Source organism: Allobosea sp. TAB14, assembly GCF_052113865.1.
Classification (GTDB): Bacteria; Pseudomonadota; Alphaproteobacteria; order Rhizobiales; family Beijerinckiaceae; genus Allobosea; species Allobosea spartocytisi.
Genome location: NZ_JBFRDQ010000082.1, coordinates 1 through 22,247, shown reverse-complemented (window position 1 = coordinate 22,247; position 22,247 = coordinate 1). Strand labels below are relative to the sequence as shown.

Genomic DNA, 22,247 nt, shown 5'->3' with positions numbered 1-22,247 from the left:
CGTCGGTCGCGCGACGACCTTCATCGTGCGCAACCCGGAAAGCGAGGCGATCGCCCGCTTCGTGGTGCGCGAGATGATGGAGCCGAGCCCGGCCTTCGACATCCTCTACGAAGGGCTGGTCGGGCCGGTTCATGGCCGCCTCTGCCGCCTCTGGGCCGCCGCGACCGGCGTGGAGGCGGAGGCCGAACGCACCCGCATCGGCGTTTTCGCGATGATCGGGCAGCTCCTGTATTTCCGCCTGGCGCGCCCTGCGGTGACGCGGCGCATGGGCTGGAGCGGCATTGGCGAGGCGGAGGAGAGGGCGATCGCGGGCAGCATCCGCTCGGCCGTCACCGCCACGATTCTCGCAGCGCGGGGAGAACGCCCATGATCCTCGGATTTCTGTGCAAGGTCGCCTTCATCGCCTCCACCTTCGGCGCCTGCGCGCCGGATACGGTGCGCATCGCCGGCTATGTCGAAGGCGAATATGTGCGGATGGGCCCTATCGATACGGCCCGGATCGAGCACATCGACGTGCGCCGGGGCGATCGCGTCGAGGCCGGCAAGCTCGTCGCCGCTCTGGAAACGACCGATGCGGAGCACAGCCTCCGGGAGAGCGAAGCGCGGCTGGTGCAGGCCCAGGCGCAGCTCGACAACCTGCGCAGCGGCAAGCGGCCGGAAGAGATCGCGGTGATCGAGGCCAACCTTGCCTCGGCCCAGGCGCAGCAGCGCGAGGCCGAGCGGGCGCTGGATCGCCGACAGGATCTGCTGCGGCGCGGCGTCTCGACCCAGGCCGATTTCGACCAGGCGGAAACGGCGCGCGATGTCGCCGCCGCGAGCGTGCGCCAGAACGCCGCCAATCTCGCCGTCGCGAAGTTGCCGGCCCGTCCCGACGAGATCAAGGCGAGCGAGAACGCGGTCGAGCAGGCGAAGGCCACGCTGGCGCAGGCACGCTGGCGGCTGGAGCAGCGCCGCCTCGTGGCGCCCTCGGCCGGCCGCGTCAGCGACGTGCTGCGGCGCGTCGGGGAGCTCGCGGGGCCGAGCGCGCCGGTCGTGCTGCTGCTGCCGGACGGGGCGGCCAAGCTGATGCTCTATGTCCCGGAAAGCTGGATCTCCAGCGTGAAGCCCGGCATGCCGTTGCAGGTCCGCTGCGACGGTTGCGCGCCCGGCCTGACGGCGTCGGTGACCTATGTCTCGCCGGAGCCCGAATTCACGCCGCCGGTGATCTATTCGGAGCAGACACGCCAGAAGCTCGTCTATCTCGTCGAGGCGCGGCCGGATGGCGGATCGCAATCGGCGCTGCAGCCGGGGCAGATCGTCGATGTCACCTTGCGGGGGCAGCGGTGAGCACGAGCCTCGCCATCGACGTGCACGGCATGACCAAGCGCTTCGGCCAGCGCACGGTGGTGGACGATGTCGATCTGGCGGTTGCGACCGGCGAGATCGTCGGCTTCCTCGGCCCCAACGGCTCGGGCAAGACGACGACGATCCGGATGATCTGCGGGCTGCTCAGGCCCGATGCCGGGGAGGGCACCGTGCTCGGGCTCGACGTTCGCACGCAGAGCGCGGCGATCAAGCGCCAGGTCGGCTACATGACCCAGCGATTCTCGTTCTACGAGGACCTGACCATCGCCGAGAACCTGACCTTCGTCGCACGGCTCTACGAGCTGAAGCCCGCCGAGGAGGCGGTGGCGAAGACGCTGGACGGTCTCGGACTGACCTCGCGCAAGGACCAACTCGCCGGCACGCTCTCCGGCGGCTGGAAGCAGCGGCTCGCGCTCGCCGCCTGCATCATGCACCAGCCCAGACTGCTGCTGCTCGACGAGCCGACGGCCGGCGTCGACCCCAAGGCGCGGCGCGAGTTCTGGGACGAGATCCATCGCCTCGCCGGTGACGGCCTGACCGTGCTGGTCTCGACCCATTACATGGACGAAGCCGAGCGCTGCCATCGCATCGGCTACATCGCCTATGGCCGTATGCTGGCGACGGGGACGGTCGAGGAGGTGGTGCGCGGCTCGGGCCTCGTCACCTATGTCGTCCACGGGGCGGTGAAGCCCGCCCAGATGAAGGCTCTGTCGTCGGCCGACGGGGTCGAGCAGGTCGCGCCTTTCGGCGCGACGCTGCATGTCGTTGGCACCGACCGGGGCAAGCTGGAAGCGGCGCTCGAACCGCTGAAGCGGGAAGCCGGCATCAAGGTCGAGCCCGGCGAAACCAGCCTGGAAGACGTCTTCATCAAGTTCATGAGCGATGCGCGGGAGCGGGCGGCATGATCGCGCTGTTCTCCCCGCGCCGGCTCGGCGCGATGCTGGCCAAGGAATTCGTGCAGATGCGGCGCGACCGCATCACCTTCGCGATGATGCTGGCGGTGCCGATCGTCCAGCTCTTGCTCTTCGGCTACGCCATCAACAACGACCCGCGCGGCCTGCCGGCGGCGATCCTGGCGCTGGGCCAAGACCGCTATACCCGCGCCGTCGTCTCGGCGCTGGAGGTCTCGAACTACTACCGCTTCCGCGAACGGCCGCAGAGCGCGGCGGAGGCCGAGAGCCTGATGGCGAAGGGCGAGATCTCCTTCCTCGTCACCATTCCCAGCGATTTCGGCGTCCGGGTCGAGCGGAACGACCAGCCGCAGCTCCTGGTCGAGGCGGATGCGACCGACCCGGCCGCTGCGAGCGGCGCGGTTTCGGCGCTGGGGGCGATCGCGAGCCGGGCGCTGCAGCGGACCCAGGGTCTCGAGCCCGAGACGAACCCGGCCGCCGCCGCCSGGGACGGGCTCTCCTTCGTCATCCATCGCCGCTACAACCCCGAGAACATCACGCAATACAACATCGTGCCCGGTCTGCTCGGCGTCATCCTGCAGATGACGATGGTGATGATGACGGCGATGGCGCTGACCCGCGAGGTCGAGCGCGGCACGATGGAGAACCTGCTCGCCATGCCGGTGACGGCCGGCGAGATCATGCTCGGCAAGGTGCTGCCCTATCTCGCCGTCGGCGCCGTCCAGGTCGTGATCGTGCTCGGCGCGGCGAAGCTGCTCTTCGCGGTGCCCTTCCTCGGCGGGCTCGGGCTGCTGCTCGCTTGCGTGCTGATCTTCGTGCTGGCCCTGGTGCTGCTCGGCTCCACCATCTCGACGGTGGCGCGCACGCAGCTCCAGGCGATGCAGCTCACCTTCTTCTTCTTCCTGCCCTCGCTGATGCTGTCGGGCTTCATGTTCCCGTTCGCCGGCATGCCGGGCTGGGCGCAGACTCTGGGCGAAATCTTCCCGCTGACCCATTTCCTGCGCATCATCCGGGCGATCATGCTGAAGGGCGCGGGCCTCGGCGATATCGGCGACGAGGTGTTCTATCTCAGCCTGTTCGTGCCGGTCTTTGCGGGCCTCGCGCTGATGCGGTTCCGGAGCACGCTGGATTGAAGCAAGCTGCCGGCGCCATCACGGCGGCGGACACGCCGCTGCGATAGTGACTTGCAAAATGATAGTTACATCATTAGTGCGGGGGCCATGCAGCCCCGGCTTTCCCCGCTTGCCGAATGTCCCTGCGCCCGCGCCGTCGAAGCGGTGGGCGAGTGGTGGAGCATCCTGATCCTGCGCGATGCGCTGCAGGGCTTCACCCGCTTCGACGAGTTCCAGCGCAGCCTCGGCATCGCGCCGAACATGCTGGCGCGGCGCCTGAAGCATCTCACCGAAGCGGGTTTGTTCGAGCGCAGGATCTATAGCGAGCGGCCGAAGCGTCACGAGTATGTGCTGACCGAGCGGGGTAGGGACTTCTTCCCCGTGGTCGCGGCGCTGGTCGCCTTCGGCAACCGGCATCTCGCGCCGGAAGGGCAGGCGTTAGTGCTCGCCGATCGGGAGAGCGGGCGGGAAGTTGTACCGGCCTATGCCGATGCCGAGACCCGGCAGCCCGTGAATTCCAACAACGTCACCGTCATCGCCGGCCCCCAGGCCAGCCCSGGCATGCTGCAACGCCTCGCCATCGTGGCGGCGCGGGATGCAGCTGCGCCGGTCTCTCCCGAATAGGAGCTCTCCATGCGCCGCATCGTCGTTACCGGAATGGGCGTGGTCTCGCCGCTGGGCTGTGGAACCGAGATCGCCTGGCGGCGCCTGCTTGCCGGGCGCTCCGGTTTGCGCCGCCTGCCGGATGGGATCGCCGAAACCCTGCCGGCCAAGATCGCGGGCGTCGTTCCCTCCAAAATAGAGGATGACGAGGGCGGATTCGATCCCGATACAGTGATCGCGCCCAAGGACCAGCGCAAGATGGACCGCTTCATCCAGTTCGCGCTGGTCGCCGCCAGGGAAGCGCTGACACAGGCGGGGTGGCAGCCGCAAACCGAGCTGGAGCGCGAGCGTACGGCGACGGTGATCGCTTCCGGCATCGGCGGCTTTCCGGCGATCGTCGAGGCCGTGCGGACGACCGACCAGCGCGGCGTGCGCCGGCTCTCGCCCTTCATCGTGCCCTCTTTCCTGGTCAATCTCGCCGCCGGCCATGTCTCGATCGACTATGGCTTCAAGGGGCCCATCGGCGCGCCGGTCACCGCTTGTGCCGCCGGCGTGCAGGCGATCGGCGATGCGGCGCGCATGATCCGGGCGGGAGAAGCGGATATCGCGCTCTGCGGCGGCACCGAGGCTTGCGTCGATCTCGTGGCACTCGGCGGCTTCGCTGCAGCCCGGGCGCTCTCGACCGGCTTCAACGACGAGCCGGAAAAGGCCTCGCGTCCGTTCGACCGGGACCGCGACGGCTTCGTCATGGGCGAGGGGGCAGGCCTGCTGGTGATCGAGGCGCTGGAGCATGCCGAGGGGCGCGGCGCGACGATCCTGGCCGAGCTGACCGGTTATGGGACCAGCGCCGATGCCTATCACATCACTTCGGGGCCCGAGGACGGGTCCGGCGCGCGGCGGGCGATGGAGACCGCGCTGAAGCAGGCAGGGCTCCGGCCGGCCGATATCGCCCATCTCAACGCCCATTCCACCTCGACGCCGGTCGGCGACCGTGGCGAGCTTGCCGCCATCAAGGCCGTGTTCGGCACCGAGGGCGGCATCGCGATCAGCGCGACGAAATCGGCGACCGGCCATCTGCTCGGCGCGGCCGGCGGGTTGGAGGCGATCTTCACGATCCTGGCGCTGCGCGACCAGATCGCGCCGCCGACGCTCAACCTGGAAAACCCGGATGAGGCGGCGGCAGGGCTCGACCTCGTCGCGAAGGAGGCGCGGCCGGTCGCGATGGAACACGCCATCTCGAACGGCTTCGGCTTCGGCGGGGTGAATGCCAGCGCGGTGTTCAGGCGCTGGCCATGAGCCGCCCGCTCAGAGCGGGATATTGTCGTGCTTGCGCCAGGGGCGTTCGACGTTCTTGGTCCTGAGCATGGCGAGTGCGCGGGCGATGCGGCGGCGCGTCGAATGCGGCAGGATGACCTCGTCGATATAGCCGCGCTCGGCCGCGACGAAGGGCGACATGAAGCGGTCCTCGTATTCTTTCGTTTGGCGCGCGATGGTTTCCGCATCGCCGCCGCGGAAGATGATCTCGACCGCGCCCTTGGCGCCCATCACCGCGATCTGCGCGGTGGGCCAGGCGTAATTGACGTCGGCGCCGATATGTTTCGACGCCATCACGTCATAGGCGCCGCCGAAGGCTTTTCGCGTGATGATCGTGACCAGCGGCACGGTGCATTCGCTGTAGGCGAAGAGCAGCTTGGCGCCGTGCTTGATCAGGCCGCCATATTCCTGCGCCGTGCCCGGCAGGAAGCCTGGGACGTCGACGAGCGAGATGATCGGGATCTCGAAGGCGTCGCAATAGCGCACGAAGCGGGCGGCCTTGCGGGAGGCGTCGGAATCGAGCACGCCGGCCAGCACCATCGGCTGGTTGGCGACGATGCCGACGGTCCGGCCCTCGATGCGGCCGAAGCCGGTGACGATGTTGCCGGCATAGGCCGCCTGGATCTCGAAGAAGTCGCCCTCGTCGACCGTCTTCAGGATCAATTCCTTGATGTCGTAGGGCTTGTTCGGATTGTCCGGGACCAGCGTGTCGAGGCTCATGTCGACGCGGTCGGGCACGTCGAATGATGGCCATTCCGGCACGCCGGCCGTGTTGTTGGCGGGCAGGAAATCGAGCAGGCGGCGCACCTGCAGCAGCGCCTCGACATCGTTTTCGAAGGAGCCGTCGGCGACCGAGGACTTGGAGGTGTGGACCTTGGCGCCGCCGAGCTCCTCGGAGGTCACGGTCTCGTTGGTGACGGTCTTCACCACCTCCGGGCCGGTGACGAACATGTAGCTGGTGTCGCGGACCATGAAGATGAAGTCGGTCATCGCCGGCGAATAGACGTCGCCGCCGGCGCAGGGGCCCATGATCACCGAAATCTGCGGGATGACGCCGGAAGCCTGCACATTGCGCTTGAAGACCTCGCCATAGCCGCCGAGCGCAGCCACCCCTTCCTGGATGCGAGCGCCGCCGGCATCGAACAGGCCGACGATCGGCGCGCGCATCTTCAGCGCCATGTCCTGGATCTTGGTGATCTTCTGGGCATGGGTCTCGGAGAGCGAGCCGCCGAAGACGGTGAAGTCCTTCGAGAAGACGAAGACGGTGCGGCCATTGACCGTGCCCCAGCCGGTGACGACGCCGTCGCCGGGGATCTTCTCGGCCTTGTCCATGCCGAAATCGACGCAGCGATGCTGCACGAACATGTCGAACTCCTCGAAGGAGTCCTTGTCGAGCAGGAGCTCGATGCGCTCGCGGGCAGTGAGCTTGCCACGCTTGTGCTGCGCCTCGATGCGCCGTTCGCCGCCGCCCTTGCGCGCGCCCTCGCGCCGCGATTCGAGCTGTTCGAGAATATCCTTCATGGCGGCAGGCTCCCGGCGGGAAAAACGCGTCTCGAAAGCCGGCTTAAGCGGGGCTGCCGCGAGAGTCCATTGCGACATTTGCCGAAGCGTGCGAGGGCATCATGCCGCCGGCTCCGGGGCGCCCAGGCGTTCAGCCCTTCGTCAGCAGCAGCACGGCCGCGTCGAATTCGCGCCGGCGAATGGCGCGGCGCTCGGCCGCTTCCTCATCCTGGCCCCAGATCCCGATCTGGTAGTCCTCATCGAGATGGGCGGCGTTCCAGGCGGCGTCAGGATCGATCAGCCCGTTGGCCAGTGCCAGGGTGAGGACGGCAGAACCCGTCAACGTCATGACGTTGTGCGCACCGGCGAGCGCCAGCGGAGAGGGGATCGTCCCGACGTGCCGGGCGACGGCTGCGAGCGTGCTTTCCGGCTGCTGCGCGAAGACGACGCCCTCCGCCAGCAGGAAGCGGGCGCCGATCAGTGTCTCGATGTCGCCGAGAATGGGCTGCCAGACGTCGTTCTGGCGCGCGACCAGTGCCTCGGGCTCGCCGGCGCGATAGCAGAGCGCGTCGGAGCCGGCATAGCGCACGATCTCTGCACGCACGGCTTCCTGTTGATCCGCGACGCCGTCCAGCGCCGAGTTGACGAGCCGCGTCAGCGGCATCTGTGCCGGGTCGATCCGTTCGGCCTGCCGTTCCCACTCGGCCGCAAGGGCCTCCGCGACATCGCGCGAGCCGACCGCGAGCGGCTTGCGGGCGGGGGTGCGGGCGGTCTTGCCGTCGAGCGCGACATGGAACAGGCCATCGCGCTCGATGACCCCCGCTTCCTTATAGAAGCGGGCCGGCAGGGGATTGCGCATCGCCTGCTGGGCGGCTGCGACGGGGTCGGGCTGGCTGGCGCCGGGCGAGCCGAAGCGGGCGAGGAAATCGTCAGTGGACATGGCGCTGCCATAACGCATTCGCGCCCGGCACGAAACCAGGTGGCTCAGGCCGCGCGCACCCGTCCGAGGAACTGCGCCACCTCGGCATCGAGATGCGAGGATTGCAGGGAGAGTTCATCGGCCGACAGGGCGATGTGGCTGGCCGCCTCGTCCGTCTCGGCCGCGACGCGGCTGACGATGTCGATATGGCCAGCGGCGGTGACGGTTTCGTCGGCGGCCTGGCGGATATTCTCGGCGATGCCGGCCGTCGCCACGTTCTGCTGCTCGACGACGATGGCGACCGCCCCGGAAATCTGGTTGAGCGAGCCGATCGTCAGGTTCATCGCGTCGATCGCGGCGATGGCTTCCGAGCCGGATTGGTGGATCGCTTCGATCTGCCCCTGGATCTCCTCGGTGGCCCGCCAGGTCTGCGTGGCCAGGGACTTGATCTCCTGCGCCACGATGGTGAAGCCGCCGCCGGAGCGGCCGAGCCGCGCCGCCTCGATCGAGGCATTCAGGGCGAGCAGGTTGGTGTGCTTGGCGATCGTCGAGATCACGCCGGCGATGTTGCCGATCTCGTCGGCCTTGCGCGAGAGGTCGCCGACGGTGTGGAGGACGTTGCCAGCCTGCAGGGTCGCGGCCCCGACGATGCGCGCGGTCTCGGCCACCTGCCGGTCGACCTCGGCGAAGGATTGGGCGAGCTCCGAAGTGACCTGCGTTACCGCCACCACATTGGCCGAGGTCTGGCGCGAGGATCGCGACGCGGCTGTCGAGCGCTGCAGCACTTCGACGGCACCATGCTTCATCTGCTGCGATGCGGCGCGCAGCGATTGCACGGAGGCGATCACGTCACGGGCGATTCCGGCGATGGCATTCTCGAAATCATTCGCGACGACGTTCAGGATCCGCTGGCGCTCGCTGGCGGCCTTCGCGGTCGTCTCGGCGACATGGCGGCGCGCCTCGTCGGCGATCTCGCGCGCGGCGTCGGCCTGCCGGCGCTCCGTTTCGGACGTCTCAAGCGCTTGCCGCAGAGCCCAGACCAGCAAGCTCAGCGCGGCCGCCTGCACGGAGACGATCGCGCCATGAAGCAGGACCCGGCCGGTGTCGCCGCCATTCGCAAACACGCCGGCAGGCTGGAAAAGGCTAAGGGCGAGATGATGGGCCGCAATCGCGACGGTGGCCGGCAGGAAGATGCGCCAGTCGAGCCAGCCGGCCAGGACGGCCAGCATGGCGAAGAAATACATGTGCATGTCGGATTGATAGGGATGTCCGGCGAAGGCGTAGACCAGCAGCATGACCTGGCCGAGCGTCGCCATGCTGGTGATCTGCCGCGCCGGCCAGTCGATGCGGTAGAGATACAGCGCCAGCGTGCCGAGTGCCGCCAGGCCGATCCCCGCCAGAATGAGCGTCTGCTGGCCGAGCAGGAGCTGGGCGCCGGGCGTCAGCGACATCAGGCCGGCATTGATCCAGAGAATGATGAGCAGCAGGCGGGCGAACTGCGCACGGAACCGCGCGACGTCGTTCATTGGCCGCTCCCTTTCGCAGAGCCCACGCAAAGACGGGCGAGGCTGGCATCGATCACGAGCCAGGCGCCGGCGCGATAGAGCGCCGTGACATAGCCGTCGTCCTCGCCCAGCGTGATGGTGACGGCGGATCCCGCGTTGATCTCGATCAGGCTGCCGCCGGCTTCGGCGATGGCGGCCGACATCGCGCGGGCCGAACTGCCCGCCGGAAAGAAGGCCGCGACGGGGCGTCCCTGGGCGGGCCAGGCCGCGATCAGGAAGGCGCCCAGCGCCATGACGATGCCGAAGGCCAGGCCAAAGCCGATCTCACGCATCCTGCACCCCCCGGCCTCGCGGCCTTGCAGGCCCAAAGCTATCGCTCAGGTTGCAGGGTTTGCCTTGCGAATTCGTAAATTTGAAATGATTACTTTACGGTATGCCCGCCTCGGTTGCGCCGATCAGCCCCCGAAGCGGTCGTACCAGGCCGGTTGCGCCCCGGGGAAGGGCAGCGCCGTCGCGGCATGGACGCCGCGCGCTACGGCCCGCGCCAGCACATCGGCGGCGGTGGCGCAGAGCTCGGTCAGTGCGAAGGCGTCGGAGGGGGCTCCGCTATGGCCGGTTGCAGCGGCGAAGACGATGTCGCCGTCGAGTGGCGCATGGGCCGGGCGCAGCGACCGCGCCAGTCCGTCATGGGCGGCGAGCGCCATGCGCTTCGCCTGCGCCTTGGTGAGGACGGCGTCGGTCGCGACCAGCGCGATCGTGGTGTTCTGGCCGGTGCCGCCCTTGAAGCGCAGGGCCGTCTCTGCGGGCGTGATCGCGGCCGGCCAGCCGAGGCCGCCGAACTCGGCGCTGTGCTCATAGGGAGCGGCCCAGAAATGCGGGCCGCCGCCGATGGTGGCGCTGCCGACCGCGTTGACGGCGACGAGGGCGCCGACGATCTGGCCGGTCGCCGCGCGTGCGCTGGCCGAGCCGAGGCCGCCTTTCAGGTTGACGGTGGTGGCGCCGAAGCCGGCACCGGCTGTGCCGAGCGCGAAATCGGCGCCGGCGGCTGCCGCCGCCTCCATGCCGAGGCGGCGATAGGGCGTTTCCCCGTCGCCGCGGGCCCAGGGCTTGTCGCCGCCATTGGCGAGGTCGAACAGGATCGCCTGCGGCACGATCGGGATGCGGAAGCCACCGGCCGGAAAACCGCGTCCGTGACCCGCAAGCCAGCTCATCACGCCGTCGGCAGCACTGAGCCCCCAGGCGGAGCCGCCGGAGAGGACGAGAGCGTCGACATGCTCGACGGTCATTTCCGGCTCGAGCAAGGCAGTGTCGCGCGTGCCGGGCGCGCCGCCGAGCACGGCCATGGAGGCGACGGTGGGGCGTTCGAACAGCGCCGCGGTCACGCCCGTCGCCGCCGCCGCGTCATGCGCGTGGCCAATGAGAACGCCCCGGACATCGGTGATCAGGTTGCGCATGGAGGTCGGCACCGAACTGAATCGCGTTGAACGCGTTGACGTCACATTACGATCTTTTCATCCGCGGGCCATCGCCGGTTCACCCACCGACAGCCACCGTGGTGACATCGCCAATCGGCTTCGAGACCCGCTGAGCGACACGTTACAGGACTGTTCGAGGAGAGCTTCATGAAACCCATCGTCCTCATCGCCGCATCGTCGATCGCCGCGCTTGCCAGCACCTTCGCCCTGGCGCAGCCGCAGCCCGTGCCGCCGGCCGGCGGCGACCAGAAGCAGCAGAGCGCGGAGACGCGCGACCAGCGGCGCGACGAGATGCGCCAGCGCCGCGCCGAGCAGGCCAAGGTCCGGATGGACCAGCGCTTCGCCAAGGTGCGCGAGGATCTCAAGCTGAAGCCCGAGCAGGTGCCGCTCTTCGACAAGGTCGAGGCTCTCATCAGGCAGCGCGCCGAGCAGGGGCGCGAGCGTTGGACTGCGATGCGCGAGGAGCGTGACCGGCTGCGCAGCGCCGATCTGATGGAGCGGATCGATGCGCGCGCCAAGCGCCTGGGCGAGCGCGCCGCCGCATCGAAGGAACTGGCCGATACGGTGAGGCCGCTCTGGACGACGCTCAGCGACGAGCAGAAGACCGTGCTGCGCCGTTCGGTCCGCCAGGCCATGTCCGAGGGCCGCGAGCGCTTCCGCGAAATGCGCGAATGGCGGGGGCGGCGCGACGGCGGCGATCATGGGCCGCGCCGCTGGCAGGACAACCGCGATCGCGACGACGGCCAGGACGATGAGTGAATTCGGCACCCGCCGGCTATCCGGCCCGGCGCGCTGACAACCTCTGACGATGACGCGCCCCCGGCGGCTTGCCGGGGGCTATTCTTCATGTCAAGCACCGCTGCCCGCCACGCGAGCCAGCGGCCATGCGCTTCATCCAGACCTTCGAGCTTCTGCCTTTCCTCGACACGGTCGTCAGCCTGAGCGCGGCGTTCGTGCTGGGCATGCTGATCGGCGCCGAGCGCCAGTACCGGCAGCGCACGGCGGGATTGCGCACCACGGTCCTCGTCGCGCTGGGCGCCGCCGCCTTCGTCGATCTCGCCATGCGCCTGGAGGGCACGGCCGGCGCGATCCGGGTGATCGCTTATGTCGTCTCGGGCATCGGCTTCCTGGGCGCCGGCGTGATCATGAAGGAGGGCATGAACGTGCGCGGCCTCAACACGGCCGCCACCCTCTGGGGTTCCGCCGCGGTGGGCGCCTGCGCCGGTGCGGACATGATCGCCGAAGCGGCGCTCGTCGCGACCTTCGTCATATTCGGCAACACGTTGCTGCGGCCGCTCGTCAACGCGATCAACCGCATTCCGCTCGACGAGCGGGCGCTCGAAGCGACCTACGAAGTCGTCGTCACCACGCGGGCCGAGGCGCTCGCCGATATCCGCGACACGCTCGTCGAATATCTCGAGGCGGCGCAATATCCGCTCAGCGACATCACGACGATCGAGCGCGGCGAAGACACCGTCGAGATTGTCGCCAAGCTCATCAGCACGGCGATAGACCGCAAGGAACTCGACCATGTCGTCGACAAGCTCGGGCGCCTGCCGGCGGTGAGCCACGCGACCTGGGAGAGCAGCACCGCCGACTGAGCGGTCGGCACCGTCCCGGCGGTCGCATGGCGATGCCGTGCGGTGGCCGGGCGCGGCGACCTCTCAGCCGCTGGTGGCGTCCGAGACGCATTTCTTGGTGAAGCTCGCCTTGGCGGCGCCAGCAAGCTTCTTGTCGGCGGCCTGCTTGTCGCAGGAGGCGCCGGCATCCTTCTCGCACTTCGTCAGGAAGCTGGTCTTGGCGGCGCCGGCGAGCTTCTTGTCCGTCGCCTGGACGGCGCAGCTCTGGGCGTGGGCGAAGCTCGACGCGCAGGTCAGCGCGAGAGCGGTCAAAACAATGCGAATCATGGCGATCCCCTGGCTGTAGGCCGGGCGACGCTAGGGCATCCAACCGTGGAGGGAAACTGCCCCAGCCGCTTTACGCCTTGCTTTCGCCCGACTTGCTAACGTACGAGAGGAAAAGGACGATTTCGTGATTCACCATATCTGTTCAAGTTGGATTCACGGCTTTCCGTTTACGCTTTGTCAGTCAATGCGATGCGAGGGTGAGCCATGAATGGAACCTGGCTGACATGGGGAATGCGAGCCTTTATCGGCTCCGTCTTCGTTATGTGTCTGTTCGGACCTTATGCGCTGTCGATCCTGATCGGCTGCCTGAGTCTCGGCTGCTATTATTTCCGCGACGAGGTCGGCTCGCATCTGTAGAGCCGGCGCGCGACCTGCTTCCTGAAGGGGCAAAGAAAAGGGGCGGCCTGCCGGGCCGCCCCTTTTCTTTGCGGCGCGCTCAGCGGATGCGGCGCAGGTGGCAGATTTTGACCTTTCCGCCGCGTCCGTCGGAGCGCCAGGCGCAGCCGGGACGGTTGGGCGTGCGGTCATAGATGTGAATTACCGCGCGCCGATGGCGATTGAAGCTCTGGTTCGAGAAATCATGGCCGCCGACGCGAACGTTGCGGCCGAAGCGTACCTCGGCCATGGCCGGCGTCGAGACGCTGGCGGCGAGCTGCACGGCAAGGGGCAGCATGATCGCGGCCAAGCGGAAAAGGGGCGAAGGACGCGGCACGGCGGGCTCTCGGTCTGGCGCCAGGGGAGCAGCCGGTTCAGCCCGCCGTTGCCCTGCGCGTCTTCAAGGTCAGGGTCGGCGCCGGTGGGGCAGGCCAGATCTGCAGCCGGTAGAAATCGTCGCCGTCCAGGGCGTCATCGCTCAGGGTGTCGAGCCCGACATAGGAAACGCGCACCCGATAGCTGCCGGGCGGCAGCGAGAAGCGCGCGCGCTCCTGCGGCGTGCCTTCCGTGCAGCCGAGCACCATGACCCGGCCCGTGCGCACAAGGAAGGAGCATTCGTTGACGAGCTCCCATTCGTGGAAATCCGCTTCGGGCGCATCGTCGTGCACGGCAATGGCGACCGGGACGGACATATTCCGCACTGTCGCGATGCCGACGCTGCAGTCACCCACGGCGAGCATCCGCTCCAGCGTCTCGTCCGTCCAGAAGGCACCCCAGTCCTCGTGGACGCCTTCGTCCTGCAGATAGAATTGGAAATAGTCGGCGAAAATGGAGAGTTCGGCGCTGTGCAATATCGTCATGCCCGGAAGCTCCCGCAGGATTGTGACGGGAATGGGTTCGCCGCCGCCATGGCGGCTACGGTGGCAAAGACGCTGTTCACTGCCAGGACGGGCATAAAAAAGGGGACGGCAAAGATGCCGTCCCCTGTGTTCCGATATCGGCGGCGGCCGGAAGCCGCCGCGACCGCATCAGCGCGAGTAGAACTCGATGACGAGGTTCGGTTCCATCTGCACCGCATAGGGCACGTCCGTCAGCGTGGGCGTGCGGGTGTAGGTGGCGGTGAACTTGGTGTGGTCGGCGTCGATGTAGTCGGGAACGTCGCGCTCGGCGAGGGCGGCGGACTCGATGACGATGGCCAGCTGCTTCGACGAGTCCTTGACCGCGATCACGTCGCCCGGCTTCACCTGATAGGAGGCGATGTTGACGCGCTTGCCGTTCACGGTGATGTGGCCGTGGTTGACGAACTGGCGGGCGGCGAAGACGGTCGGCACGAACTTGGCGCGGTAGATCACCGCGTCGAGGCGGCGCTCGAGCAGGCCGATCAGGTTCTCGCCCGAATCGCCCTTGAGGCGGTTCGCCTCGGCGTAGTAGCGGCGGAACTGCTTCTCGGAGATCGAGCCGTAATAGCCCTTCAGCTTCTGCTTGGCGCGCAGCTGCGTGCCGAAGTCAGACGGCTTGCCCTTGCGGCGCTGGCCGTGCTGGCCGGGGCCGTATTCACGACGGTTGACCGGGGACTTCGGGCGGCCCCAGATGTTCTGACCGAGACGGCGGTCAATCTTATATTTGGCCTCATGGCGCTTCGACATGTCGCGTGTCCTCTCAGGTTCGCGAGTTGAGGACCGCGCCCTCCTGCTCCCCTGCGATCGGCCGGGGCGACAGATCCGGCTTCCGAAGGAAAGCGGATCACGGGTGCGGAAAAAGCCACGCGGCCCCGTGAGGAGCCGCGTGACGAAGGGCCGTATGACGGAAAGCCGGCTTCGAGTCAATTCCGGGCTGGCCGGAAACGGGCATCAGCGCCAGTGGCGATGATGCCGGTGGTGATGACGATAATGGTGATGGCGCGGGTGGTGCTTGTACCAGCCGTAATGATGGCCGCGATGCCAGCCGTAATGACGGCGCGGGCCATGACGATAGATGGCATGGTGCCCGTGACCCCTGTGCCAGCCATGGGGCTTCGCTTGCGCCTCGGAGCCGGCGCCGAAACCGGCGAAGGCGAAACCGATGGCGAGCGCCAGCAGCAACAGCAACTTTCTCATGAGCTTTCGTTCCTCGGTGAGGGTCGCCACCGTCGCAACGCGCGGAGTGCGGCGGAGTTCCGTCAGTTCGCCAGCGGCATCGGCTCGATGGCGACCTGCGCGAGGCCATAGCCGGCCAGCGCGATGCGCAGCGGCCCCGTCAGGCCGGAGCCGTCGGTGAAGACCGCCGTGGCGTCGAGGCCGACCGGGCTGCCGTCTCTCGCTGCCGGCAGGAGGTCGGCGACACGGCGCGCGATCGCCGGCGCCGGGTCGATCCATTCGACGGGCCAGGGCGCTAGCCGCTTCATCCGCTCGAGCAGCAAGGGATAATGCGTGCAGGAGAGCGTGACGATGTCGGTGCGGCGGCCGTCCGTCTCGACGAAGCAGGGGGCGATCTCGGCGCGCAGGACCGCGTCGTCGACGGTCTCGCCCTTGAGCGCCTGCTCGGCGAGGCCGGCGAGCCGCGTCGCGCCGACGAGCGTGACATGGTGCCCGGCGGCGTAGGTCTCGATCAGCTCGCGGGTGTAGTCGCGCGCCACGGTGCCGGGCGTCGCCAGCACCGAGATCAGACCGCTGCGGGTCGCCGCCGCAGCCGGCTTGATTGCCGGGACGGTGCCGACGAAGGGGATGGCGAAGCGGGCCCGGAGCGCCGGCAGCACCAGCGTCGAGGCGGTATTGCAGGCGATCACCGCGAGGTCGGGGTGAAAGCGCGCGACGAGGCGCTCCATGACGGCGAGGACGCGGGCGACGAGCTCCTCCTCGCTCAGGCGGCCATAGGGGAAACCGGCGTCGTCGGCGGCGTAGACGATATGCGCCGCCGGGCAGGCACGCGTGGCGCGTCCGAGCACGGTGAGGCCGCCGAGCCCGGAATCGAAGACGAGGATGGTGGGTTGGGGGCGGGGGGCCACAAGCGGGCGATAACCCGTTCCGGCGAGAAGATCGACCTGCATGACTACGCCGCGAAACGTCAAAGCCTTCAAATTTAGTTGACTTTGTCCACTAAATTGACCTTCGCTCGCGGCGGGAGGATGCCATGACCGCAAGCGAAGCAGCGGCTGTCGCGGCCATTCGCCGGTTCGGCCGGTTTCATACGCGCTGGATCGGCGCGCTGGGCGGCAATCTGCATGGCTCGGGCTTCGCGCTGACCGAGGCGCGGGTGCTCTATGAATTGGCGCAGCGGGATGGTTGCCTCGCGGTCGAGCTGGGGCGCGACCTCGATCTCGATCCCGCCTATCTCTCGCGCATCCTGAAGCGCTTCGAGGCGCAGGGCTGGCTCCACCGGCAGCGCTCGGACGCCGACGGGCGTGCCTTTCGCCTGCGGCTCACGCGGGCCGGGCAGGCCGCCTTTCGGCCCCTCGACGAAGCGTCGCAAGCGCAGGCCGAGGCGATCCTGGCGCGGCTCTCGCCAACGGAATGCGGCAGGCTCGTCAGCGCGCTCGCCGATACGCAGGCGCTTCTGTCCGGCGAGAGGGCGACCAGGTCGCGGCCTGTGATCCGCGAACATCGCGCCGGGGATATCGGCTGGGTGGTTTCCGCCCATGGCCGGCTCTATGCCGAGGAGTACGGCTGGGACCTGAGTTTCGAGGCGCTGGTCGCCGAGATCGCGGCGCAATTCCTGCGCGAGTTCAAGCCGGGACGCGAGCGTTGCTTCATCGCCGAGCTCGATGGCGAGCCGGCCGGCTCGAGCTTCGTGGTCGCGGAGGATGCGGCGACCGCCAAGCTGAGGCTCGTGCTGGTGGAGAAGCGTGCGCAGGGGCTGGGCCTCGGCAAGGCGCTGGTGCGGGAGGCGATCGGCTTCGCCCGCGCGGCGGGATACCGGCGCATGGTGCTGTGGACGAACGATATCCTGCATGCGGCGCGGGCCATTTATATTGCCGAAGGCTTCAAGCTGGTCGCAGAGGAGCGGCACCATTCCTTCGGACAGGATCTGGTGGGGCAGAACTGGGAGCTGGCCCTTTAAGATCGTCCTGATTTTGGACAGAACCACGCCGTCATCCGGGCTTGACCCGGGATCCATGCCAGAGCGCCTCCGAGGAAGGTTCAGGCATGGATCCCGGCTCTCCGCTTCGCTTCGGCCGGGATGACCCGCGTTTCCTTGGAAGAGCAGCTTTCAGACCTTCAGCCGAGCCAGCGTCGTGGCCGCCGCGCGTCCTGCCAGCGTCGCGCCGCCGACCGTCATGGCACCGCCGCCGGCCGTGGCCTCGCCGGCGATGAGGAGGCGTCCGCCGATCGGCTGGGCGAGGGCGTCGCGCGCCGCGTCGTGGCCGGGGTCGCAGACGGAGTAGGCGCCGCGTGCGAAGGGATCGGTCCACCAGGCGGGGAAGGAGACGGCCTTCACGGTCTTGCGGAACTCGGACCCGATCATCGTCGCCAGCAGCTCCGTGGTATGGGCCTTGGCCTCGTCAGGCCCGGCCTGCGAGAGCTGCCGGGCGAAATCGCCGCCGCAATAGCCGATGACGAGATCCTTGCCATCCGGATACATGTCGAAATTGATCATTCCCTCGGGCTTGCCGGATTCGAGGAAGCTCGCGCCCGGCGTGATGCCGAAGCGGTCTCCCTCGACCTTGAGGGCGATCTTGGTCAGGGCGCCCATATGGAGGCCGGCCAGCGCATCGCGCGTCGCAGCCGGCAAGGCGGGGGTGAAGCGGATCGTCTCCGCCTTGAGCACGCCGACCGGCACGGTGAGGATGCAGATCCTGGCCCTTAGCGTGCCCGAGCGGGAGGTGACCGTCACGCCGCTTCCGCTCCAATCGATGGCCTCGACCGGTTCGTTCAGGCGGATGTCGAGACCGGCGGCTGAACGCGCGACGAGATTGCCGTAGCCGGAAGGCACGACGAGGTCGTCGCCGGACCAGAGCCGCTGGTAATCCCGGGCCGAGATGCGGCTGGACTCCTCGCCGATCGAGAGCAGGAGGCCGGAGGTGGCGACCGGCGCCATGTCGGGGCCGAGATCGCCGAGCAATTCGGCGATGGAGAGGTCGCGGGCGCCGATATCGACCGTCTCCAGCCGGCGGTCGATCTGCCTGAAGGCATCGCGCCGGCGCCGCCGGTCGGCGTCGGGCATGGGGCGGCCGTCAGCGAAGACCCGGAAGCCGCCGCCCATGGGCTCGGGGGCCGTCTCGACGCCGAGCTCACGGGCAAGGCCGACCCAGGGATTGCGCTCGGCCCAATGGATGAACATCGCGCCGGCGTCGTAGCTGGGGCCGAGCGAGGCGTCGGTGTAAGCGCGCCCGCCGGCCCGGCCGCGGGCCTCCAGCACGGTGACGCTGCGCCCGGCCGCCTTCACCGCCCGTGCAGCGGCGATGCCGGCCGCGCCGGCTCCGATCACGACGACGTCGGTGTCCGCCGCGCGGGCCCTGCCGCCGGCGATCGAGAACGCCGCCGCCATGGCGCTGCCTCCCGTCAAGAGCTTGCGTCGATCGAGCGTGGCGTAGCGAGCGTTCATGACACGAAGATGCGCGGCTTTTCGCAGGAGGCAATGACGCGCGGCGTCACAGTCCGCTCCTGCGCGATCACGAGATCGGGAGCCGAATTAGGCGCGGCCGCTGGTGCGCGGCAGTTCTACATTAGAATAGTTATTTATTGGATCGATTCTATAGTTTTGCTTTGCGGTGCATAGTAATTGACAGAATCTTTTGCAAACAATATCCGGATTGAAGTCTTATCTTCTCGTAAGGCGCTGTTTATATTCATTTTAATCTGCCAATGACGGCCGGGACGGGCCAGGCAGGATGGGACTGGGCGATGGGCGTGTATTTCGGCAAGCTGCGCGGGGGCGTGGCCCTTGGAACCTTGGTGCTGGCGCTGGCGGCCTCGTCGGCAGAGGCGCAACAACAACGTCGTCAGCAGCAGGTGGCCGCGAATACGCAGCCGAATGCCGGCGATGCGCCCGTGGTGCTGGACCAGATCAATGTGCAGGGCGAGGGCGTGCCCGGAGGGGCGCTGCTCAGCGGGCCGACGACGACCCGCGTGACGCGCCAGGAGCTCGATCGCGAGCAGGTCCAGAACCTCACCGACCTGGCGAACCGCGTCGAGGCCGGCATCACCTTCAACCGCCAGAACAACTCACTCAACATCCGCGGCCTCGACGGGGCGCGCGTGCTGACGACGATCGACGGCATCCGCCAGCCTTTCCTGATCGACACGCGCATCAATCGCGGCGCCCAGAACGCCTTCGATTTCGACTCGCTTTCGACGCTCGACCTGCTGCGCGGCGGCAGCGGGGCGAGCACGCTCGGCAGCGGTGCGCTCGGTGGAGCGCTGGCGGTGCGCACGCTCGACCCGGAGGATCTGCTGCGCAATGGCCGCTCCTATGGCGCGCTCGCCAAGACCGGCTATGACAGCACCGACCGGGCCTGGTTCGGCAGCGCCGCGGCGGCGGCCCGGATGGGGAACACCTCCGTCCTGCTGCAGGGCGGCTTCCGCGACGGCCACGAGATCGACAACAAGGGCAACGTCAAGACGATCGGCGCGACGCGCACCGCGCCCAATCCGGGCGACTTCAACCAGTACAGCTTCCTCGGCAAGATCTATCAGGAGGTCGGCGAGCACCGCTTCGGCCTCACCGGCGAATTCTTCAAGCGCGCCGACCGGACCCAGATTCGCAACAACACCGTTTCGCTCACCGGCAACTTCCGCCCCGGCTCCTATGAATCGGGCGAGGATGTCGAGCGCAACCGGGTTTCGCTGAGCTACGACTACAAGCTGCCGGGAGCCTTTATCGACGAAGCGCATGCGACGCTCTACTGGCAGCGGCTGAAGCGCAACGACATCACCAACGCCTGGCGCTACACCAGCATCATCGGGCCCTATGCCCGCAACAATCAGAACGAAGAGAATTCCTACGGCTTCAACGGCTATCTGCTGAAGAACTTCCAGACCGGCATGGCGTCGCATCGCCTGATGCTCGGCACGGAATTGCGGATGTCCTCGCTCGAGCAGTACTCGGCCGGCGTCGACAACTGCCCGGCCAGGCCGGCCTCGGGTATCTTCACAGGGGCGCTGACCACCTGCAACAACCTCCACACCAATCAGGCCGACCAGCCGAAGGTCGACGGAAAGCTCGTCGGCCTCTACGCGCATGACGAGATCGGCCTCATCGACAACCGCCTGCGCATCACGCCCGGCGTCCGCTTCGACTGGTATGAGGAAGTGCCGCAGAACACCCCGGCCTACTTTGCGGGCGGCTCGCGGCCGACGAGTCTGCCGCCGTCCTCCAGCGATTCCGGCTGGTCGCCGCGCATCCGGCTCGAATACGACATCCTGAAGAACGCGCCCTGGGTGAAGGACGTCACCGTTTTCGCGCAATGGGCCAAGACCTTCCGTGCGCCGACGGCGGACGAACTCTATGGCCGCTTCGGCGGGCCCGCCACCTATCTGCGCACCGGCAACCCGAATCTGCGCCCTGAAATCGGCAACGGCATCGATGTCGGCATGCGCTTCGGCGACAAGCAGCTCGGCGGCTCGATCACCTATTTCCACACCAACTACCGCAACTTCATCGATACCTACCAGATTCAGGCGGCGGGCGTCGGTGGGCTCTATCAGCAGGGCGGCATCACCGGCTACCGGAACATCAACCGCGCCGAGATCCAGGGCGTCGAGATCAACGGGCAATACGCCTTCGCGCCGAACTGGCTGGTGCGCGGCTCCTTCGCCTATACCCGCGGCCAGAACAAGGACGACGACAGCTTCCTGAACTCGATCCCGCCGGTGCAGGGCATCGTCGCCGTCGCCTATGGCACCGATCGCTGGGGCGCCGAGGTCTCGGCCAAGATGGCGGGCAAGCGCGACGACGTCTCGACGACCGCGACGACGCCGCCGACCACCGGCTTCAAGGCGCCGGGCTATGCGCTGTTCAACGCCTCGGCCTGGTGGCGCCCGGCGCCCGAGATCGCGGATCTTGAATTCCAGATCGGCGTCTACAACATCTTCGATCGCAAATACTGGGATGCGGTCAACGTCCCGCTCTCGCGGCCCCAGGCGCGCGATTACTACAGCGAGCCGGGCCGCACCGTGAAGGCGACGATGAAGTATCAATTCTGACCGGGACGTTTCGAGCCCCCCCGACCAGCAGGAGAGGCCGGCCCTTCAGGGCCGGCCTTTTTCGTTCAGGAGGCGTCATTCTCGGACGGAGCGAAGCGCAGATCCGAGAATCTTTTCCCGAAAGAGGCGCCGTTTCCGCTCGGAGATGCTCGGGTCAAGCCCGAGCATGACGGCGCTCGTCAGCTTTCGGACTGCTCCGGCTCGCTCSCCTGCCGGGCCAGCAACCGCGCTTTCTTCGGCCCCTCGACCAGCGACTTGAAGACGCCGCGCAGCGTCCGCGCCTCCTGCTCGGTCATGTCGAGGCGGTGGAGGATGTCGCGCAGATTGGCGGTCATGACCGGCTTCTTGCCGGGCGGAAAGAAACCGCTGATGTCGAGTTCGCCTTCGAGATAGTCGAACATCGAGAGGATCGTCTCCCGCTTGGCCGGCGGAGAGGGGTTGTTCTCGCGGAAGGGCGGTTCGCCGCCGGTGGTCTTGAACCATTCATAGCCGGTGAGCAGCACGGCCTGGGCGAGGTTGAGCGAGGCGAAGGCCGGATTGACCGGGAAGGTCAGGATCGCGTCGGCGAAGCTGATCTCCTCATTGGTCAGGCCGATACGCTCGCGCCCGAACAGGATGCCGACGCGCTCGCCGCCGCCGACACGCCCGGCGATCTCCGGCATCGCCTCGGCGGGGGTCAGCACGCGCTTCATCTGGCCGCGCTCGCGGGCGGTGGTGGCGAGCACATGGTTGAGATCGGCGACCGCTTCCGCCGCGCTTGCATAGAGGCGGGCGTTCTCGAGGATATGGGTGGCGCCGGAGGCGGCGGCGGTCGCGCCCTTCTTCAGCCCGCCGCCGGTCGGCCAGYCGTCGCGCGGCGCGACAAGGCGCATTTCGGAGAGACCGAAATTCGCCATGGCCCGCGCGCACATGCCGATATTCTCGGCGAGCTGCGGCTCGACCAGGATGACGACGGGGGCGGGCGCCTGGTGGGCGGGGCGGGTGCGGTCGGTGCCGGAACCGGTCATGGGAGAATGAGATCTTGTCTTCGTGAGGCTCACGTCACGGCCAGGATCGGCGGGCGCGACGGCAAGCTCATACGTCATGCTCGCCCTTGTGGCGAGCATCCACGTCCTGCACAGGACCTTGGGTCAAGGAAGACGTGGATAAGGAAGACGTGGAT

The 22,247-nt window shown here is 67.8% G+C and carries 24 protein-coding genes; 11 read left to right on the top strand and 13 right to left on the bottom strand.

Annotated elements, in window-relative coordinates; translation table 11 throughout:
* The 6 genes from AB4Y99_RS14110 to fabF all read left to right on the top strand — a co-directional run.
* The coding region (locus AB4Y99_RS14110) for a DUF1956 domain-containing protein (RefSeq protein WP_441523755.1) at nt 1–370 on the top strand (370 nt) is incomplete at its 5' end.
* Complete coding sequence (locus AB4Y99_RS14105) at nt 367–1,326, top strand: HlyD family secretion protein (protein ID WP_441523754.1); 960 nt, start codon at nt 367–369, stop codon at nt 1,324–1,326. The genes AB4Y99_RS14110 and AB4Y99_RS14105, both read left to right, overlap by 4 nt.
* A gap of 29 nt (nt 1,327–1,355) precedes the next feature.
* Nucleotides 1,356–2,249, top strand: coding sequence for an ABC transporter ATP-binding protein (locus AB4Y99_RS14100; protein WP_441523757.1), 894 nt, complete (start codon nt 1,356–1,358; stop codon nt 2,247–2,249).
* A complete protein-coding gene (locus tag AB4Y99_RS14095) occupies nt 2,246–3,388 on the top strand; it encodes an ABC transporter permease (protein WP_441523753.1) in 1,143 nt (380 codons plus the stop codon). Before AB4Y99_RS14100 ends, AB4Y99_RS14095 begins: the two co-directional genes overlap by 4 nt.
* Nucleotides 3,389–3,475: 87 nt before the next feature.
* Nucleotides 3,476–3,991 (top strand): winged helix-turn-helix transcriptional regulator, encoded by a 516-nt coding sequence (locus tag AB4Y99_RS14090; RefSeq protein ID WP_038358609.1) that lies wholly within the window; start codon nt 3,476–3,478, stop codon nt 3,989–3,991.
* Between the two features lie 9 nt (nt 3,992–4,000).
* A complete protein-coding gene (gene fabF, locus AB4Y99_RS14085) occupies nt 4,001–5,266 on the top strand; it encodes a beta-ketoacyl-ACP synthase II (protein ID WP_441523752.1) in 1,266 nt (421 codons plus the stop codon).
* Nucleotides 5,267–5,275: 9 nt separating this feature from the next.
* Here fabF and AB4Y99_RS14080 read toward each other — a convergent pair whose 3' ends face one another.
* The 5 genes from AB4Y99_RS14080 to AB4Y99_RS14060 form a co-directional block, all read right to left on the bottom strand.
* Complete coding sequence (locus tag AB4Y99_RS14080; RefSeq protein ID WP_112764513.1) at nt 5,276–6,805, bottom strand: acyl-CoA carboxylase subunit beta; 1,530 nt, start codon at nt 6,803–6,805, stop codon at nt 5,276–5,278.
* 130 nt (nt 6,806–6,935) lie between these two features.
* Nucleotides 6,936–7,724: an ATP12 family chaperone protein gene (locus tag AB4Y99_RS14075; protein WP_441523751.1), complete on the bottom strand. Its 789-nt coding sequence runs from the start codon at nt 7,722–7,724 to the stop codon at nt 6,936–6,938.
* A gap of 44 nt (nt 7,725–7,768) precedes the next feature.
* Nucleotides 7,769–9,229, bottom strand: a complete 1,461-nt coding sequence (locus tag AB4Y99_RS14070; protein ID WP_441523750.1) for a methyl-accepting chemotaxis protein — start codon at nt 9,227–9,229, stop codon at nt 7,769–7,771.
* On the bottom strand, nt 9,226–9,540 hold the full coding sequence (locus AB4Y99_RS14065) for a hypothetical protein (RefSeq protein ID WP_112764515.1): 315 nt from the start codon (nt 9,538–9,540) through the stop codon (nt 9,226–9,228). Before AB4Y99_RS14065 ends, AB4Y99_RS14070 begins: the two co-directional genes overlap by 4 nt.
* A 123-nt stretch (nt 9,541–9,663) precedes the next feature.
* The gene (locus AB4Y99_RS14060) at nt 9,664–10,662 is read right to left on the bottom strand and encodes a P1 family peptidase (RefSeq protein WP_441523756.1); all 999 of its coding nucleotides are present in this window, start codon (nt 10,660–10,662) and stop codon (nt 9,664–9,666) included.
* 168 nt (nt 10,663–10,830) lie between these two features.
* Here AB4Y99_RS14060 and AB4Y99_RS14055 point away from each other — a divergent pair, with 168 nt between their 5' ends.
* Complete coding sequence (locus tag AB4Y99_RS14055; RefSeq protein ID WP_441523749.1) at nt 10,831–11,442, top strand: Spy/CpxP family protein refolding chaperone; 612 nt, start codon at nt 10,831–10,833, stop codon at nt 11,440–11,442.
* A gap of 125 nt (nt 11,443–11,567) precedes the next feature.
* Nucleotides 11,568–12,284, top strand: a complete 717-nt coding sequence (locus AB4Y99_RS14050) for an MgtC/SapB family protein (protein ID WP_038359929.1) — start codon at nt 11,568–11,570, stop codon at nt 12,282–12,284.
* A 63-nt stretch (nt 12,285–12,347) separates the two neighbouring features.
* On the opposite strand, the gene AB4Y99_RS14045 is transcribed toward AB4Y99_RS14050, so the two are convergent.
* A complete protein-coding gene (locus tag AB4Y99_RS14045) occupies nt 12,348–12,590 on the bottom strand; it encodes a hypothetical protein (RefSeq protein WP_112764518.1) in 243 nt (80 codons plus the stop codon).
* Between the two features lie 231 nt (nt 12,591–12,821).
* On the opposite strand from AB4Y99_RS14045, the gene AB4Y99_RS14040 reads away from it, so the two are divergent.
* A complete protein-coding gene (locus AB4Y99_RS14040; protein ID WP_260368351.1) occupies nt 12,822–12,947 on the top strand; it encodes a hypothetical protein in 126 nt (41 codons plus the stop codon).
* 79 nt (nt 12,948–13,026) lie between these two features.
* Here the strand turns inward: AB4Y99_RS14040 and AB4Y99_RS14035 are convergent, their stop codons facing one another.
* From AB4Y99_RS14035 to murI, 5 genes are all read right to left on the bottom strand, one after another.
* Nucleotides 13,027–13,275, bottom strand: coding sequence for a hypothetical protein (locus AB4Y99_RS14035; RefSeq protein ID WP_441523748.1), 249 nt, complete (start codon nt 13,273–13,275; stop codon nt 13,027–13,029).
* A 64-nt stretch (nt 13,276–13,339) separates the two neighbouring features.
* Nucleotides 13,340–13,825, bottom strand: a complete 486-nt coding sequence (locus tag AB4Y99_RS14030; protein WP_441523747.1) for a hypothetical protein — start codon at nt 13,823–13,825, stop codon at nt 13,340–13,342.
* Nucleotides 13,826–13,993: 168 nt separating this feature from the next.
* On the bottom strand, nt 13,994–14,611 hold the full coding sequence (gene rpsD, locus AB4Y99_RS14025) for a 30S ribosomal protein S4 (RefSeq protein ID WP_441523746.1): 618 nt from the start codon (nt 14,609–14,611) through the stop codon (nt 13,994–13,996).
* A gap of 204 nt (nt 14,612–14,815) precedes the next feature.
* Nucleotides 14,816–15,061, bottom strand: coding sequence for a hypothetical protein (locus AB4Y99_RS14020; RefSeq protein ID WP_038358566.1), 246 nt, complete (start codon nt 15,059–15,061; stop codon nt 14,816–14,818).
* A gap of 62 nt (nt 15,062–15,123) precedes the next feature.
* Entirely contained in the window at nt 15,124–15,990 is an 867-nt protein-coding gene (murI, locus tag AB4Y99_RS14015) for a glutamate racemase (RefSeq protein ID WP_441523745.1), read from the bottom strand.
* 83 nt (nt 15,991–16,073) lie between these two features.
* Between murI and AB4Y99_RS14010 the strand changes: the two genes are divergently transcribed.
* Nucleotides 16,074–17,000 (top strand): bifunctional helix-turn-helix transcriptional regulator/GNAT family N-acetyltransferase, encoded by a 927-nt coding sequence (locus tag AB4Y99_RS14010; RefSeq protein ID WP_441523744.1) that lies wholly within the window; start codon nt 16,074–16,076, stop codon nt 16,998–17,000.
* A gap of 150 nt (nt 17,001–17,150) precedes the next feature.
* Here the strand turns inward: AB4Y99_RS14010 and AB4Y99_RS14005 are convergent, their stop codons facing one another.
* Nucleotides 17,151–18,485 carry a flavin monoamine oxidase family protein gene (locus AB4Y99_RS14005; protein ID WP_133563317.1) on the bottom strand — a complete coding sequence of 445 codons (1,335 nt, stop codon included), beginning with the start codon at nt 18,483–18,485 and terminating at the stop codon, nt 17,151–17,153.
* A gap of 299 nt (nt 18,486–18,784) precedes the next feature.
* Here AB4Y99_RS14005 and AB4Y99_RS14000 point away from each other — a divergent pair, with 299 nt between their 5' ends.
* On the top strand, nt 18,785–21,085 hold the full coding sequence (locus AB4Y99_RS14000; RefSeq protein ID WP_441523743.1) for a TonB-dependent hemoglobin/transferrin/lactoferrin family receptor: 2,301 nt from the start codon (nt 18,785–18,787) through the stop codon (nt 21,083–21,085).
* 179 nt (nt 21,086–21,264) lie between these two features.
* On the opposite strand, the gene AB4Y99_RS13995 is transcribed toward AB4Y99_RS14000, so the two are convergent.
* Nucleotides 21,265–22,092, bottom strand: a complete 828-nt coding sequence (locus tag AB4Y99_RS13995) for an RNA methyltransferase (protein ID WP_441523742.1) — start codon at nt 22,090–22,092, stop codon at nt 21,265–21,267.
* Nucleotides 22,093–22,247 lie beyond the last annotated feature (155 nt).

Bases quoted from the DNA above. Each gene is read 5' to 3' on its own strand.
- AB4Y99_RS14065 (WP_112764515.1), bottom strand. From the start codon at position 9,540: ATGCGTGAGATCGGCTTTGGCCTGGCCTTCGGCATCGTCATGGCGCTG.
- AB4Y99_RS14070 (WP_441523750.1), bottom strand. From the start codon at position 9,229: ATGAACGACGTCGCGCGGTTCCGTGCGCAGTTCGCCCGCCTGCTGCTC.
- AB4Y99_RS14075 (WP_441523751.1), bottom strand. From the start codon at position 7,724: ATGTCCACTGACGATTTCCTCGCCCGCTTCGGCTCGCCCGGCGCCAGC.
- AB4Y99_RS14030 (WP_441523747.1), bottom strand. From the start codon at position 13,825: ATGACGATATTGCACAGCGCCGAACTCTCCATTTTCGCCGACTATTTC.
- AB4Y99_RS14060 (WP_441523756.1), bottom strand. From the start codon at position 10,662: ATGCGCAACCTGATCACCGATGTCCGGGGCGTTCTCATTGGCCACGCG.
- AB4Y99_RS14055 (WP_441523749.1), top strand. From the start codon at position 10,831: ATGAAACCCATCGTCCTCATCGCCGCATCGTCGATCGCCGCGCTTGCC.
- AB4Y99_RS14045 (WP_112764518.1), bottom strand. From the start codon at position 12,590: ATGATTCGCATTGTTTTGACCGCTCTCGCGCTGACCTGCGCGTCGAGC.
- AB4Y99_RS14005 (WP_133563317.1), bottom strand. From the start codon at position 18,485: ATGAACGCTCGCTACGCCACGCTCGATCGACGCAAGCTCTTGACGGGA.
- murI (WP_441523745.1), bottom strand. From the start codon at position 15,990: ATGCAGGTCGATCTTCTCGCCGGAACGGGTTATCGCCCGCTTGTGGCC.
- AB4Y99_RS14100 (WP_441523757.1), top strand. From the start codon at position 1,356: ATGACCAAGCGCTTCGGCCAGCGCACGGTGGTGGACGATGTCGATCTG.
- AB4Y99_RS14020 (WP_038358566.1), bottom strand. From the start codon at position 15,061: ATGAGAAAGTTGCTGTTGCTGCTGGCGCTCGCCATCGGTTTCGCCTTC.
- AB4Y99_RS14050 (WP_038359929.1), top strand. From the start codon at position 11,568: ATGCGCTTCATCCAGACCTTCGAGCTTCTGCCTTTCCTCGACACGGTC.
- AB4Y99_RS14040 (WP_260368351.1), top strand. From the start codon at position 12,822: ATGCGAGCCTTTATCGGCTCCGTCTTCGTTATGTGTCTGTTCGGACCT.
- AB4Y99_RS14010 (WP_441523744.1), top strand. From the start codon at position 16,074: ATGACCGCAAGCGAAGCAGCGGCTGTCGCGGCCATTCGCCGGTTCGGC.
- rpsD (WP_441523746.1), bottom strand. From the start codon at position 14,611: ATGTCGAAGCGCCATGAGGCCAAATATAAGATTGACCGCCGTCTCGGT.
- AB4Y99_RS14000 (WP_441523743.1), top strand. From the start codon at position 18,785: ATGGGCGTGTATTTCGGCAAGCTGCGCGGGGGCGTGGCCCTTGGAACC.
- AB4Y99_RS14105 (WP_441523754.1), top strand. From the start codon at position 367: ATGATCCTCGGATTTCTGTGCAAGGTCGCCTTCATCGCCTCCACCTTC.
- AB4Y99_RS14080 (WP_112764513.1), bottom strand. From the start codon at position 6,805: ATGAAGGATATTCTCGAACAGCTCGAATCGCGGCGCGAGGGCGCGCGC.
- fabF (WP_441523752.1), top strand. From the start codon at position 4,001: ATGCGCCGCATCGTCGTTACCGGAATGGGCGTGGTCTCGCCGCTGGGC.